This is a genomic window from Furfurilactobacillus entadae (assembly GCF_045862745.1).
Lineage (GTDB): Bacteria > Bacillota > Bacilli > Lactobacillales > Lactobacillaceae > Furfurilactobacillus > Furfurilactobacillus entadae.
Genome location: NZ_BQXN01000006.1, coordinates 95,954 through 110,619, shown reverse-complemented (window position 1 = coordinate 110,619; position 14,666 = coordinate 95,954). Strand labels below are relative to the sequence as shown.

Annotated in this window: 12 protein-coding genes, 1 pseudogene and 1 riboswitch; of the genes and pseudogenes, 1 reads left to right on the top strand and 12 read right to left on the bottom strand. The window is 49.4% G+C overall.

Annotation, left to right across the window (positions count from 1 at the left end; genetic code table 11):
- Positions 1-431: 431 nt before the first annotated feature.
- The 12 genes and pseudogenes from ACKTR5_RS04410 to ACKTR5_RS04355 form a co-directional block, all read right to left on the bottom strand.
- Positions 432-974, bottom strand: coding sequence for an SAG1386/EF1546 family surface-associated protein (locus tag ACKTR5_RS04410; RefSeq protein WP_407879483.1), 543 nt, complete (start codon positions 972-974; stop codon positions 432-434).
- Positions 975-1,028: 54 nt separating this feature from the next.
- Positions 1,029-2,540 carry a RecQ family ATP-dependent DNA helicase gene (locus tag ACKTR5_RS04405; RefSeq protein ID WP_407879482.1) on the bottom strand — a complete coding sequence of 504 codons (1,512 nt, stop codon included), beginning with the start codon at positions 2,538-2,540 and terminating at the stop codon, positions 1,029-1,031.
- The gene (locus ACKTR5_RS04400; protein WP_407879481.1) at positions 2,506-3,564 is read right to left on the bottom strand and encodes a helix-turn-helix domain-containing protein; all 1,059 of its coding nucleotides are present in this window, start codon (positions 3,562-3,564) and stop codon (positions 2,506-2,508) included. The genes ACKTR5_RS04405 and ACKTR5_RS04400 overlap by 35 nt, the downstream gene beginning before the upstream one ends.
- A gap of 145 nt (positions 3,565-3,709) precedes the next feature.
- Complete coding sequence (locus ACKTR5_RS04395; protein ID WP_407879480.1) at positions 3,710-4,309, bottom strand: ECF transporter S component; 600 nt, start codon at positions 4,307-4,309, stop codon at positions 3,710-3,712.
- A gap of 138 nt (positions 4,310-4,447) precedes the next feature.
- Positions 4,448-4,571: riboswitch (FMN riboswitch) on the bottom strand.
- 56 nt (positions 4,572-4,627) lie between these two features.
- Positions 4,628-5,368 carry a pseudouridine synthase gene (locus tag ACKTR5_RS04390; RefSeq protein ID WP_407879479.1) on the bottom strand — a complete coding sequence of 247 codons (741 nt, stop codon included), beginning with the start codon at positions 5,366-5,368 and terminating at the stop codon, positions 4,628-4,630.
- A 3-nt stretch (positions 5,369-5,371) separates the two neighbouring features.
- Complete coding sequence (scpB, locus tag ACKTR5_RS04385; RefSeq protein ID WP_407879478.1) at positions 5,372-6,010, bottom strand: SMC-Scp complex subunit ScpB; 639 nt, start codon at positions 6,008-6,010, stop codon at positions 5,372-5,374.
- Complete coding sequence (locus ACKTR5_RS04380) at positions 5,997-6,803, bottom strand: segregation and condensation protein A (RefSeq protein ID WP_407879490.1); 807 nt, start codon at positions 6,801-6,803, stop codon at positions 5,997-5,999. Before ACKTR5_RS04380 ends, scpB begins: the two co-directional genes overlap by 14 nt.
- A gap of 64 nt (positions 6,804-6,867) precedes the next feature.
- Positions 6,868-7,227, bottom strand: a complete 360-nt coding sequence (locus ACKTR5_RS04375) for an N-acetyltransferase (protein ID WP_407879477.1) — start codon at positions 7,225-7,227, stop codon at positions 6,868-6,870.
- 32 nt (positions 7,228-7,259) lie between these two features.
- On the bottom strand, positions 7,260-8,177 hold the full coding sequence (gene xerD / locus ACKTR5_RS04370; RefSeq protein WP_407879476.1) for a site-specific tyrosine recombinase XerD: 918 nt from the start codon (positions 8,175-8,177) through the stop codon (positions 7,260-7,262).
- Entirely contained in the window at positions 8,161-9,057 is an 897-nt protein-coding gene (locus ACKTR5_RS04365; protein ID WP_407879475.1) for a CvfB family protein, read from the bottom strand. Before ACKTR5_RS04365 ends, xerD begins: the two co-directional genes overlap by 17 nt.
- Before the next feature lie 213 nt (positions 9,058-9,270).
- Positions 9,271-10,686, bottom strand: a pseudogene (gene pyk, locus ACKTR5_RS04360) (pyruvate kinase); the annotation flags it as partial.
- Positions 10,687-10,867: 181 nt separating this feature from the next.
- A complete protein-coding gene (locus ACKTR5_RS04355) occupies positions 10,868-14,281 on the bottom strand; it encodes a DNA polymerase III subunit alpha (protein ID WP_407879473.1) in 3,414 nt (1,137 codons plus the stop codon).
- 171 nt (positions 14,282-14,452) lie between these two features.
- Between ACKTR5_RS04355 and ACKTR5_RS04350 the strand changes: the two genes are divergently transcribed.
- Positions 14,453-14,644 carry a YjzD family protein gene (locus ACKTR5_RS04350; protein ID WP_407879471.1) on the top strand — a complete coding sequence of 64 codons (192 nt, stop codon included), beginning with the start codon at positions 14,453-14,455 and terminating at the stop codon, positions 14,642-14,644.
- Positions 14,645-14,666 lie beyond the last annotated feature (22 nt).

The window sequence follows — 14,666 nt, the reverse complement described above, 5'->3', positions numbered from 1 at the left end:
TGAGTTGAGTTGAGTTGAGTTGAGTTGAGTTGAGTTGAGTTGAGTTGAGTTGAGTTGAGTTGAGTTGAGGTGAGTTGAGTTGAGTTGAGTTGAGTTGAGTTGAGTTGAGTTAAGTTGAGTTGAGTTGAGTTGAGTTGAGTTGAGTTGAGTTGAGTTGAGTTGAGTTGAGTTGAGTGTCATTGTCGTGTCTTCTTTCTAATAACGGTTATTCTAAACGTTCCCGCCTTACTTCAACCGCTGGCACACGTCAGCAATTATTAACGATTGGTCACTGTTGGTTCAAGTTTATCATTAAAGCGCCGGCGCATCCTCTGATGTTCGTAACTAATGCTTTGATACGCGCCTAATGGTGCCAAAAAATGGCCAAATAAAAAGCAACCTTCCGATCAAGATTGCTTTTACCGAAAATTCGGCCGTTATTAAATTCAGTCTTACTTAACCCGCAATTGTTGTCCAGGAGCAACCTGCGATGAACTGCTTAATCCGTTCAACGTCAGTAATTGCTGTAACGTCAACCCGTTGTTCACAGCGACCCGGTATAAACCCTGACCAGATTCAACGGTGACATACTTTTCGTCACTGCTGCTACTGCTGCTAGAACTACTTTCTGCTGAGCTTGATGTCGCACTTGACGCCTCTTCTAAAACAGACGAACTGCTTGATTCAGACTTTGCTGATGAAGACTTCGCACTGCTTGCTTTTTTGGATGACGACGATGAACTTGACGCCTTCTTCTTAGAAGATGACACGGCCACCTGTGCAGAATTTTGGGGATGGTTAAATGTGTTCATGTTTGACACAAAGTACCAAACCGGAATGGCTGCTAAACAGATGATTGCCAACACAAGCACCGTTGTGATCCATGAATTATGGCTGTTTCGTTTGCGTGCTGCGGTTCGTGATGATTCACCGTTATCCTCTGTAAATTGTTTGTCCCACGGCTTTTGGTCGCGGGGGTCGTTATTCTGGCTCATGACCGTTCCTCCCTGATGACTATACTACCTAATATCTTAGCATAGTCTGCTAGTTCAGTTAGTAAAGTTTTTGCTAAAAAGTGTTTGAAATTGTGTTTGCCATGATGGTAACGCCGGGGTCGCCGTCGTCGCCTTTTCCTCACGGGCAAGCCCTAACGCCGGTAGATCCACCGGCACACTGCCGGGTGCGCAGCAGGTTTCTGTATGCGGTTCACTCGTTTCACCAAACGCCTGGCGTAGCTGACTGCGTAAACACGTTTGATTTTGAGCGTAGTTGACGATCTGACTAAGGGCGTCTTGTCGCCACCGCCGCCGTTCGTTAAACCGGTCAATCACCGCCGTCTCACTCGCGCCATGATCCTTGTAATAGGCCACTAGACCAACGGCACCATCAGGCTGCTTTCCCGTTCCGTTGGCAAAAACATGGTGGATCACCCGCTCGTCCGGTAGTTGCATCTCTGTAAATGCCGCTGGCAGTTGCGAATCCCCTGGTGCGAGTAACAGTAGCGCAACACTTTGATTCCCGTCACGGCCGGCCCGGCCAATTTCCTGAACGTAATCGGTTAAGTTGCCTGGTAAGTGGTAATGGATCACAAACCGAATGTCAGCCTTATCAATGCCCATTCCAAACGCACTCGTCGCACACACCACTTGGAGTTGATCCTGCATAAACTGTTGTTGAACGGTAAACCGCGTTTGAGCGTCTAGCCCTGCATGGTAACTGGCCGCTGAAATCCCGGCTTGAACCAGCCGTTCCGCCCATTCATCCGCCTGGTTTTTACTAGAAAAGTAAACAATGCCTGGCATGACCAATTGCTGCACTAATTTAAGCAACCGCTCATCCTTGTCTTGTCGCGATTGACATTGCTCAACGTCCAGGAAGATGTTCTTTCGGTCCACCGAATACAGTAATTCTTCGTGCGTTGAAGATAGTTTTAAGCACTCACAAATATCGGTTCGAACGTGCTGATCAGCCGTTGCAGTGAGTGCCAGCGTCAAGGGCTGGCCAAGCGTTTGCCGAACCGCGCCTAAACTTAAGTACGCCGGCCGAAAGTCTGGGCCCCACGTTGAAATACAGTGCGCCTCATCCACCACAAACAGGCGTAATTGCACGCGTTGCAGCGCACTAATAACCTGCTCGTTTGCTAACATTTCTGGTGAGACATAAATGAAGCGATACGTCGCCAGTTGGTTTAAGACTGTGAGCTGCTCGGACCGGTTCAACGTTGAATTAATGGCGACGGCCCGCCGCTCACCCCGGGCATTTAACCGCCCAACCTGGTCTTGCATTAAGGACAACAACGGCGACACGATCAAACACCGACCGTTTAACAGATAGGTGGCCAATTCGTACACAAGTGTTTTTCCGCTCCCGGTGGGCAACACCGCAAGGATATCACGGCCATGTTGCAAACTATCGAGCGCTTCAGCTTGGCCGGGGTGAAACGTTGAAAAGCCGAAGTGATCACGTAATGCGGCGTTGCGCTCTCTGGCAAAATCGACCGCGGATTGCGATAACTTTAAGCGCGGATCATTCGGTTTCACGTGGGTTGGTCCCTGAGTCATGTTTTGTCTCCCAAATTTGAACAAGTCGAAACGTAAAAAAATCGGCTGCTGCGGTTTGTGTTTCATACTGCCACTCATCAATGTTTTGCGGTTGCTGTTGACGAACCTGGTTAATAACGTCTGCGGTCAGCAACCGCTTATAAGGAAATTCATCCACCGGCAACCAAATGGCTGCTTCCAACAAATGTTCATTGATGGTGCTAACCTTCAATCCGCGCTGCTGTTGAATCTGGGTTTGCGTTAACCCTTGCTTGAGTGCGGTCAGCGTTTGATCCAGCGAAGGGGCTAACATTGGTTGCCAAAATGGCGCCACCAAGAGCGCAAGCCCGGTTGCTTCTGACTGTAAAAACACGGCCAAACTTAACCAATTGGCAATTTGCTGCAACTGGATCGTCCATCCAGGTGCTGACCATAGCTGGCTAAGCTGCGTCGTGGTCGTTCCCGGATGTGCGGGGCCAACCAATTGACTGACAAATAGCTGTGCTTGGCGATCTGGTAAGGTTAGTAACCAATCGTGCAGTTGTCGCGGCACTTGGTCAACCGTCTTGGTTACCGTAAGTGTCTTAAACCATTCACGAACGTGCGCCCGCGCTTGTTCCGTAACACTAACCGGAAAATAGGTCATCTCGTGGTGCTGGGCCTGTGCGACTGCTTGGAGCCCCAACAAACCTGTTTCACTGACCTGTTGCCACGGCAGCCACCGTGCCTGTTGTCGGAGTGTTTCTGGCACGAGTTCAGTCACCATCGTCACCGCTGTTTGCCATGCTGGAACGGCCGGTTTGGCAACCACCAATTGGCCATCCGGCGTCACAAGCACCTGCTGGCGTTTAACCAACTCATCAATTGCGGTCGTCATTTCTGCCCACGTTAGGTTTGGCAGAACGTTTGACCACGAGAGGACATCATACCGTAAACTCCAAAAAAGAATCGACACGGTCTTCCGGCCCTGTAAACAGTTATATAGAACCTTTGGTCGGCGCGGTTGTGTCGGTGAAAGTAGTGCTAATAAAAGTGTCGGTGCCACGCGACCATCCTCCTGTCATTTTTCGCTGGTGTTAGTGTAGCACATTCGCCGTCATCACCGCGATAAAGTCCCCGTTTGAATCTACGTAAACGATGTAAAAACGACTACCCAACACATCCGTTGGGTAGTCGTCTAACGGTTTATTTTAATGAACGTCAGCATGTGACTGACTTAACTGCTGGTGTTGCCGATTGAGCCAGGGTTCCATGCGAACGTAAACAACCCAGAAGGCCCCGCCAATAATGAGTCCCTTTAATAGGTTGAACGGAACCACCACGGAAACCAATAAGGCAGCAATATCGGTTGTCTGTGGTAACCCTCCCGCTTGAATGTACAGCGGAAACATGAGCCAGCCGTTTAGTGCCGTCATGATGACCGTCAGCAGGACGGTGCTCACCAGAATGCCAACAGATAACGTGACACCCCGCCGCCATGGCACTTTTTTTAATAGCCAGTAAAGTGGCAGGACGTACGCGATGTTTGCAACAAGGGCGATGCTGTCACCGATCAAACTGAACGGATTAACACCCTTAAACAGGAGGTGTAAGACGACCGCAATCACAGCGATCAGGACCCCATCCCCCAAACCATATAAAATGGTCCCAAGCAAGATGATCAACAAACTTAAATCCAATTTCATAAAGGTTGCCCCCGGCAAAATTGGAAATTCGATGAACATCACCACGGCAGCGACCGCCCCCAAGACGGCCACCCCAATCATTCTTCGTAACGCTGTGTTTCCCATAACCATGTCCTCCTAAATTAGTCCGTAAACCATTTAGGATCATCTTCGTTGGTTGACCACAAAAAAAGTCCACCCCTTGCTTCTTCAGGAAACAATGGATAGACAAATTAACCCACGTTAAGAACCACGTGAACTGTTGTCAATCTTCTTTATACCAGACTTTACTGTCGGCCTCGGAATTCCACCAAGATCAATCCTAATTACTTAGGAGTCGCGGGCTATCACCGCCGGTCGGGAATTACACCCTGCCCTGAAGACGAACCAATTTAATTTAATTTACTAGTGCAGTATAACACAATATTGTTAAACCGCAACTAATTACCGTCGCCGAGGAACCCGTTGCTCAGTAACGGCCTCACGCAAGGCAGTGATTTCTGTCGCCTTTAATTCACGGTAATCACCAGACGTCATCCCCAACAGATCAAGGGGGCCGTAGCTATCGCGCCGGAGCTTTTCAACTGGTGTCCCGATTGCCTTTAACATGTTTTTAACTTGGTGATTGTGCCCTTCATGGATCGTTAACTGAATGATGGCCGTTTGCTTTCGCTTATCAACACTCAGGACTTTGCTCCGAGCGGGCGCCGTTTTATGACCATCGACCACTAGTCCATGACGCATTTGTTCCAGGGCTTCATTCGTTGGAATGCCCTTAACCTTTGCAACGTAGGTCTTGTCCACCTTGTATTTAGGGTGCATTAGTTGGTTGGCCAATTCACCGTCATTCGTCATTAACAGTAAGCCGGACGTATCGTAGTCCAGGCGACCAACGGGATAGATGCGTTGGGTCACGTCCTGAAATAGATCCACAACCGTCGTCCGCCCCTTGTCATCATGCGCCGTTGAGACAACACCACGCGGCTTGTACAACAGGTAGTAAACGAATTGTTCTTGTTGAATGGCAACGCCGTCGACCTGAATGGCGTCCTCTGGCCCAACCTTTGTGCCAAGTTCTTTGATCACTTCACCGTTCACCTTAACGTGACCGGAAGCAATGAGCGTCTCTGATTTACGCCGGGACGCAATCCCCGCCTGTGCCATAACTTTTTGTAGTCGTTCCATGTTTTAGTCCTCTTGACTTTCTTCTGACTTCTCGTCAGTATCTTCATTCGTCGAACCAGTTGCCTTGGTCAGCTGATTAGTGAACGCGGCCAGGAACAAATCACCCGTTTCTGGTTGGTCCTCATCCAACTGCTCCGTTTCTGGCAGTGGTGGTAATTGATCTAAATTGGTAAGTCCAAAGTAGTTTAAAAAATAGTTGGTCGTGGCATACAGAATCGGTCGCCCAGGTTCATCCTTACGCCCCTTTGTTTCCACAAGGTTGCGGAGAACCAATTTCTGTAGCGTTGTGGTACTGGAAACACCACGAATTTCATCAATATCGACCCGCGTGACTGGTTGCCGGTACGCTGTGATGGCGAGCACCTCCAGTGAGGCCTGCGACAGGTTCGTTGCAAGTGGTGCTTCAAAATAGCGTTTGATGATCGGTGCCAATTCCTTTTTCGTTGCTAACCGGTAGAGGTCATCTGTTTCCAGTAAACATAGCGGTGAATTTTCATCTGTCTGGTACCGAGTGGCCAGTTCATCCAACAGTGTACTGATGGCCGGTCGCATAAACCCGGTTGCATGGGCGATTTCGTTAATTGAAATTCCTTCGTCACCCGCCACAAACAGGAGGGCCTCAATTTGCTCAATGTTCGTCATTTGTTGTCTCATTCCCAAAAATTGTTAAATCAGCTTCCGCTAACGCGGCTTCGTTTTGCTCCCCAGCGTACACCATGATCGGCTCATTTGCTTCTGCCTGCTCAAACCGAACCGCACTTAGCTTCGCTAACTCCAGGACGGCTAAAAAGGTGGTCACCACTTCGTCAGTCGTTGGCTGCACCGTAAATAACGCGTCAAATGTCGTGGGCCGTACCTGATCGAGCTGTGTTAACACGACATGCATTTGTTCGCGTAACGAAAACTGTTCTGTTGCCACCGTTTTAAATAGTGGCTGTGTCACTTGCCGCCGACTGAGCATTTTTTCAAACGCCGCTTGCAGGTCGTCCAAATTAAGACCGGGGGAAATCGGTGCCAGCGTAATGTCGTCCGGCACCGCACTGGCTGCCCGGGTAAACTGTTGCTTACGGTCTTGCTCTTTATCGCGCAACTCATTGGCTGCTTGCTGATAACGCCGGTATTCCAGTAACTGGCTCACTAACTCTGCCCGCGGGTCCAGCACTTGACCATCTTCTTCGGTCAATTCTGGTTCTGCTCGCGGTAACAACATCCGACTTTTAATGGTCATCAACGTTGCCGCCATGACCAGATATTCACCAGCAACATCCAACTTCATTTCCTTCATCTGGTGAAGGTAGCCGAGATACTGGGCCGTAATGGCTGAAATTTGGATATCGTAAATATCCATTTCTGAACTCCGAATCAAATGGAGCAACAGGTCGAGGGGGCCCTCAAAATCGTTAATTTTAATGGTAGGTTGATTTGCCAACGCCAAGTTGATGGCAGCTTCGCGGTCATGTGCTATTTGTCCGCGCCGCTGGCCACTTGACGGGGTCTGATCAGCGGCCGTCAAGGTTCTGCCACCGGAGAATTGTTGGCGTCATTTCGATGGTTCCCATGATCCGGCGTTCCGGATACAACTTGGCAACGGCATCAAGGATGGCGTTTCTCGTACTATCGTTCCGTTCTTGCGGTGACAAGACCAGCAGGCGAACCAGCACAACATCGCCCGTTAATTCCACACCAAGAACCCCTGTAAACTGTTGATGGTCATTACGCCACAAATACATTTGTCGCGCTGAAACCTCGGTGTACCACCGCATCTCCGTTTTCAAATGGTCCATGTTTCGAAAATCCGGTAAGAAGGCTAACAAGCCCATTGTGGTTTTCTCGTAATCATCGCGATACTTCACTAACACGTCGTTGTTGCCTCCCATCATGATTTGTTTGGTTAAGCCCGGGGATGTGCCTTTCGGTAAACATCCGCCAAGCGCTGTTTTGAAATGTGCGTGTAGATTTGGGTGGTCGAAATATCAGAGTGGCCCAGCAATTCTTGAACCACCCGCAGATCGGCCCCGTTTTCTAAAATGTGCGTAGCAAACGAATGCCGCAACGTATGCGGCGTTACATCCTTATCGATATCCGCTGCCCGAACCATGGCCTTTAAATTTTTCCAAACCCCTTGACGCGTCAATTGGCGCCCGTGGGCATTCACAAAAATTGCCGTTGTTGGCTGGTCCTTGATCAGCTTCGGGCGGATTGTTGTCATGTACGTCGTCAACCACTCACTGGCCAGATCACCGATTGGAATGATGCGCTCTTTGTCACCCTTCCCAACCGTTTGAATGAAACCCAGATCAAGGTGAAGGTTGTCACCCGTCAGGTTAATGACTTCGCTGACCCGCAGCCCCGTTGCATACATCACTTCAAGCAGTGTTCGATCACGGATGCCCAGCGGCTTCGTGACATCAGGCACCTGTAACAAACGATCCACTTCCGCCGTCGTCAATACCTGTGGCAAATGGCGTGCAGGCTTCGGTGGATCCACCTTTAGCATGGGATTTTGCGCAATAACACCATCCCGGGTTAAAAACATGAAGTATTTTCGCAGTGCTGATACCGTATGAATGACACTAGCACGCGCTTTGTCCGCCTCATCTTCTGCCTGCAAATAATTTAAAATCACGTAACGATCCACCCGACGGAGGTCCGTAATGTGGCGCCGCATTAAAAACGCATTAAACGCACGTAATTCCTGCGCGTAACTCGTTAGACTATTCTTCGCTAACCCCCGCTCAACCTTAACGTAGGTGAGGTAGTCAGCCATGGGATCTGCCAGACTCGTTGGAACCTTACTTGGCGTTGTCATGACTTGCTGCCTTGATCCCTGCCGCCGTTAACGTGATCCCCGTTGGCTCTTGTGTGATCAAACGGTCCTTTAATAAATGACCAAGGGCGCGTTTAAACTGACCCTTACTGATCCCGAAGTATTCCTTAATGGCGTCTGGACTACTTTTATCCGTAAAAGGCAAGGTATGTTCTGCATCATGACTTAAGGCTGCTAAAAGCTGCCCGGCGTCATCACCAATTGCTTGGTAGGCCCGCGGCTTCAGTGAAATGTTCATCCCACCATCGGGACGAACGCCAATCACCCGGCCGGTAACGGATTCACCAAGCCGTGGTTCGCGTTCACGTTCGGATGGATGAACAAATCCAAGGTAATAATCATCCGTTAAGACCAGCGTTCCAGCCAATTTCAACCGGTAAACGGTCGCCGTGACGTCCTGATTTTTCAGTTGTGGTGTCGCCCGCCGACTAATGGCTGTAAAGACGTCACTATCCGCCAAGTGTCCCCACAAGCGGTTCTTATTGTCCACGACCAGGCTGATCATCAACCGATCGCCCTTTTGTGGCATTAGGTTGGCGACCGTTGGTAATTCATCGACTGAAACGACGAAATCCTTGTTCGGTAAACCAACATCCACGAACACCCCAAGGCCATGAGCAGACCGGACAACCGTGCCAAACGCATAGTGCCCCACCTGGGCTTTAGGAATGTGGGTGGTTAACTGATAATCATGATGTTCATTTTCATAGGCAAATCCCACCACCTGGGCACCAATCCCCAGTTTGTGGTCTGCTTCTTCTTTTGCAAATAGGAACGAAAAGCCGTTACTTTGAACGACGTAATTCTCGTCATTTTGGTCGATCACCTTTGCTTCGATGACCCGACCGAGTAAATCATGCATAGCTGCCTCCACGTTGTCGTTTTCGTTTGTACCATTATAGCAGAATGCGCGCCATCACGCGACCGCCGCCCGGCTAACTCGCCACTCATTTTTCTTGCAACAAAAATGGCTGACTTCCTGAACTCAGGAAGTCAGCCATTTCAACTTGAAATTAATTCTCTAAACGGTCTTATGCCATAATTCCGTTTATTGTTAACACATTAATGCTTAGTCGATCCGCATAACGCGCATGATGTTCGTTGTGCCCTTAGTTCCAACAGGAACACCGGCAGTCACGATGATCGTGTCACCCTTTTCAGCCAAGCCTTCTTCAACAACACGCTTCTTCGCTAATGCGAACATGTCATCAGTACTTGCTGGAGCAGTGTCGATCACTGGGTAAACACCCCAGTTGATCATCAAACCACGTTGTGTGCGTTCGTCGAACGTTACGGCCAAGATGTCTGCGTTTGGACGGTACTTACTGATCATCCGGGCAGTGTGACCTGAAGCAGTCGCAGCAACGATTGTCTTAACATGCAAGTTACTTGCAGTCCGGGCAACGGCAGCAGCAACGGCTTCCGTAACATCTGAAGTGTCGTAGTTGTGAACGGCGTGACCATCAACACTCAAGTCGTTTTCAGCCTTGATGTCGATCCGGTTCATGGTAGCAACGGATTCTACTGGGTAGTCCCCGTTAGCTGATTCACCAGATAACATGGTTGCGTCAGTACCATCAAAGACGGCGTTGGCAACGTCAGAAGCTTCGGCACGCGTTGGGCGTGGGTTTTCTTGCATGGAGTCCAGCATTTGGGTTGCTGTGATAACTGGCTTGCCCAATTCGTTACAACGACGGATCAATTCTTTTTGAACCAACGGAACGTTTTCAGGTGGAATCTCCACACCCATGTCTCCACGAGCAACCATCAAACCGTCAGAAACTTCAAGAATTTCATCGAAGTTGTCGATTCCTTCTTGTGATTCAATCTTAGGGAAGATTTGAACGTGTGGCATGTTCTTTTCTTCAAGTAAAGCACGGATATCCAAGACATCTTGGGCCTTACGAACGAATGAAGCAGCAATGAAGTTGATTTCGTTGTCTAAACCGAAACGAATGTCAGAAGCATCTTTTTCAGTGATCCCAGGTAGGTTGATGGAAACACCAGGTGCGTTAACACCCTTCCGTGAGCCCAACAGTCCGTTGTTTTGAACGGTCGTTACCAATTCCTTGTTAGCGTCGTCCTTTTCGTCGATCTTCATGTCGATCAAACCATCATCGAATAAGACGTGGCCACCAACATGAACGTCGTCGTACAAACCAGGGTAAGTAACGGCGATCTTATCGTGTGTTCCTTCAATGGAGTCGTCCATTGAGATCCGAACCGTGTCACCAATCTTGTAGGCGATTTTACCATCTTTTTGAACAGTGGTCCGAATTTCGGCACCCTTGGTGTCAAGCATGATCCCAACAGTCTTGCCAGTAATCTTTTCGGCTTCATGAACATTGTTCAAACGACCAAGATGTTCTTCATGATCTCCGTGAGAAAAGTTAAACCGGAAAACGTTGGCACCGGCCTCAATCAACTTAACGATCGTGTCGACATCTGTACTAGCAGGTCCCAGCGTACTAACGATTTTAGTTTTTTTCATAACAAAAATCTCTCCCTTTGAGTTGTGCCATCAAGTGGCGATTTTAAGGAAACACAATCATTTCCCTTTGAATACGGTACTTAGTTTAACACTTTTGTGCTCGGATTGTCGCCCTTTTCATCAGTTTTCAAAAATATTAATGAAAACGGTTGGCTTATTTTCATAACTTTGATGACGGTTTTTAAGATTCCGTCTGTTTCGGCCGAAAAACCACGTTTTTTTGACCAAAAATGTCCATTAGCTGTGACTGAATGATTGTTGGATCAGCCAGCCAAAACGCAGGTTGTAATTTAATCGTTGAATCATTGGTCTGGTCATGGAAAATGACCGGATTAGGGCCTGCTAAGTGCGTCACCTGCTGACTAAACGTAGCCTGTGCAGTGGCTTTAGTCGTTGCCGTCACCTGTAAATACCAGGTTCCCGTCGCCGATTGTTGTGCTGGTTGTGGGGACTGATCTGACCCGGGCGCTTGCTGCATGTCACTGGCGAGTTGCAATTGGTCCGCCACGATTTCCATTTGGCGACCGGTATCGATCCGGCCACTGACCACCACGACTTGTTCAGACCGCAGCCACTCACTAACGGCTTTGTACAGTCGTGGAAATAATGTGATCGATAATTCACCAGACGGATCATTTCCACTTACAAAGGCCATCTTATCGCCCTTTTTGGTTCGAATTTCCCGAATTCTACTGGTGTATAAAACAACCGTGGCGCGATCACCAACCGTTAGATCAACCACCGGAACCGCGTGAAGGCGCTGACTAAGACCGGTATATTGTTCAACCGGATGCCCTGATAAGTAAGCGCCAAGTACCTCAGCCTCGTGAGCAAGCTTTTCTTTGAGGGATAGATCCGGTTTATGGGCCACCTTTGACTTCAGGCCTGCAATATCATCAAATAAATCAATGTTGATTTGGGCCCCTGAGATCACCCGTGGCAGGAGATCTAATAACTCGGCCCGGTTCAACCCAAAGTCATCAAACGCGCCGGCGTAGATCATTGCCGTCAGCGGTTCTTCCTTTCGGTATTGCGGATCAATGTGGGTCACAAAGTCATCCAGATCCGTAAAGGATCCGTGTTCCGCCCGTACAGCCAAGATGTTTGCCACAAAGTCGCGGCGTAGGCCCTTGATGTCGCCAAGACCAAATAAAATTTGCCCGTTTTTTAACGAAAAGTCTGGCTGACTTACGTTGACGTTTGGCCCGGCCACGTTTACCCCGTGCTGTTTTGCCTCTAAAAGGTACAGCTTAATTTTGGCGGCGTTCCCCAAAACAGAGTTCAGCAGTGCCATAAAGAACGCGGCCGGATGGTGCACCTTAAGGTACGCCAGTTCAAACGCCATCTTACTGTACGCCACCGCGTGTGAGCGGTTAAAACCATACGAAGCAAAGTTTTCGATGTAGTCATAAACTTGAACCGCAACGGCCTGCGTAAACCCTTTTTCAGTGGCGCCGGCGATAAACTCATCACGTAAGGCATCAATTTTTGCGTGGTCTTTCTTACTCATGGCCCGGCGCAAGAGGTCGGCTTTTCCAAGTGAGAAACCACCCATCACGGCCGCAACCCGCATAACTTGTTCTTGATACACAATAATCCCGTACGTTGGTCCGAGGATCGGTTCTAACACCTGTGCCGGATAGGTCACCGGTTCCTGCCCCTTTTTACGGGCAATAAACCGGTCGATGTTTTCCATCGGTCCTGGTCGGTACAGGGCGTTCACGGCCACAACCAGTTCAAACGTCTCTGGATGTAACTTTCGCAAAACGTTCTTGATTCCGCTGGATTCAAACTGAAAGACGCCGTTTGTATCGCCGCGCTGGAAAAGGGCCAGCGTCTCTGCGTCGGTGAGCGGAATGTCGTTGACAGCCAGTGGTTTATCCGTCGTCTGCGCCACGGCGGCTAGTGTTGCTGCCAAAATGGTGAGGTTACGAAGGCCAAGAAAATCCATCTTCAGCAGTCCCAGTGCTTCCACCGTGTTCTTTGGAAACTGGGTGATCAGTAAGCCTTCTGACCCTGACTGGACCGGAACGATGTTCGTCAATGGTTCATCACTCAACACGACCCCGGCCGCATGGGTTGAGGTGTGCCGCGGTAACCCCTCCACAGCCAGCGCCGTTTCAAACAATAACTGGTTGGTTTGGCTATCGGCAATTAGATTTCGTAACGGCTGTGACGCCGCTTGGGCCTCTGTCAGCGTAATGCCTAAGCCATTGGGAACTGCTCGACTCCAATCGGCCAATTGGAACGTTGAAAGGCCAAAGACACGGCCCACATCGCGAAGGGCTTGCTTAGCGCCCAACGTTCCAAATGTCAGAATCTGGCCCACTTTATCCGCCCCGTAGCGATCACGAACATAGAGCAACAATTGATCCCGTTTGTCATCCGGAATGTCTAAATCAATATCCGGCATCTGCGCCCGCTGATCATTTAAAAACCGTTCGAACAACAAGTCATACATCAACGGGTCAACCTCGGTAATGGCAAGCGTGTACGCCACCAATGAACCAGCTGCGGACCCACGCCCGGGCCCCGTTGTAATGTGGTGCTCATGTGCGTAGTTCATCACGTCCCATACAATAAGGAAGTAATCATCAAAACCAAGATCGTGAATGACGGTCAATTCATGATCCAACCGCTTTTGGTAGCGGCCTTGCAACGGGTTGTCTGTGCCGAGCCGTTCGACCAGGCCCTTTTCACACTGTTCCCGAAGAAACATTGCCGCTGGTTGTTCTTCTGGTGTCTTAAAATGTGGTAGTTGCGGCGCCTGAAACGTAAAGTCCACGGTCGCCTTCGTTGCGATGGTCGTTGTCGCAGCCACCGCATCGTGCAATCCAAGTTGTTCATAATGTGTCGTCAACGCCCGGGCGTCGCGTAAATACCAGGGACCCAGTTGTTGGCTGACGGCACCAAGGTTACTAATCTGTTCGCCTTTACTAATCGCCTGCAACACACTTGCCTTAAATTGATCCGTCGCGTCTAAATACTGAACGTGATTAACCGCGACCAGTGCCGTTTGCTGTATTGTCGCAAACTCGCGCAGGTTTTCAATTGCAGTTGGTGATTGCTGATCGCTCACCCCTAGGTAAACTTCCTCAGCATCACCAGCCGTTTGTTGCGCCGTTAGCACCCGCCCTGCCGCCTGCTGTTGCCCGGTACTGATCAACCGGCCCGCTTCACTTTCCAAGCCGTTAATGATTGTCATGTGGGTCAGCCACGGCGCGATTGTGGCCAATGTGATCGCCAACGGCGCTTCCGCCGTCATTTTGGCAGACGATATTTGAATGAGGTTTTGGTACCCCACTGCGTCGTTTGCGATCAACGTTAGCGGAAACGTCTGGGTCTCATCCACAAGTCCGGTCAGCTCAACGGCTAAACCAATTAAGGGCTTGATCCCCACTGCTTTTGCCGCGTTAAAAAAGTCCACGACGCCGTACAGGACGTTGGTGTCCGTCAGCGCTAACGCACCGTACCCCCTGTCCTTTGCTGCCTGGACTAGGTCTTTGATTCGTGTGGGGCTCTGGAGCAAACTGTAGTTACTCATGACCGATAATGGAACGATTAACGGTGTTTGTTCCGCGTCTGTTTGTGTCACAGATCGGCCTCCTTTCAAACGTTTGTTCGTTCATTTATTATACCAAACCTTCATCTAGATTTCTGAACTTCCAATCCCGGAGCGACCGCTTTTTAATGAAGTTTTCGCTCATGAATTGAATTTCATGGGTAAAGTGGTAAACTACTAATTGAATTGAAAGGTGGTCACATTATGCGCTACTTAACTGTTATTTTTTGGGGCTTCATCTGGGGTGAAGTCATCGGTTACATCGGTGGCCAACTCGAATTGATGACATATAAACCTCTGGAAGTCGGCATTGTTGCTGCTATCGTTTGTTTAGTTGTCAGTGTCTGCACGGTTCTCTTGGCAGACAAGCCTGCACCAGTTGACGCCAATAAATAACGTAAGCTCGTTAGGTTCATTG

Bases quoted from the DNA above. Each gene is read 5' to 3' on its own strand.
- ACKTR5_RS04410 (WP_407879483.1), bottom strand. From the start codon at position 974: ATGAGCCAGAATAACGACCCCCGCGACCAAAAGCCGTGGGACAAACAA.
- ACKTR5_RS04405 (WP_407879482.1), bottom strand. From the start codon at position 2,540: ATGACTCAGGGACCAACCCACGTGAAACCGAATGATCCGCGCTTAAAG.
- ACKTR5_RS04395 (WP_407879480.1), bottom strand. From the start codon at position 4,309: ATGGGAAACACAGCGTTACGAAGAATGATTGGGGTGGCCGTCTTGGGG.
- ACKTR5_RS04390 (WP_407879479.1), bottom strand. From the start codon at position 5,368: ATGGAACGACTACAAAAAGTTATGGCACAGGCGGGGATTGCGTCCCGG.
- scpB (WP_407879478.1), bottom strand. From the start codon at position 6,010: ATGACGAACATTGAGCAAATTGAGGCCCTCCTGTTTGTGGCGGGTGAC.
- xerD (WP_407879476.1), bottom strand. From the start codon at position 8,177: ATGACAACGCCAAGTAAGGTTCCAACGAGTCTGGCAGATCCCATGGCT.
- ACKTR5_RS04365 (WP_407879475.1), bottom strand. From the start codon at position 9,057: ATGCATGATTTACTCGGTCGGGTCATCGAAGCAAAGGTGATCGACCAA.
- ACKTR5_RS04350 (WP_407879471.1), top strand. From the start codon at position 14,453: ATGCGCTACTTAACTGTTATTTTTTGGGGCTTCATCTGGGGTGAAGTC.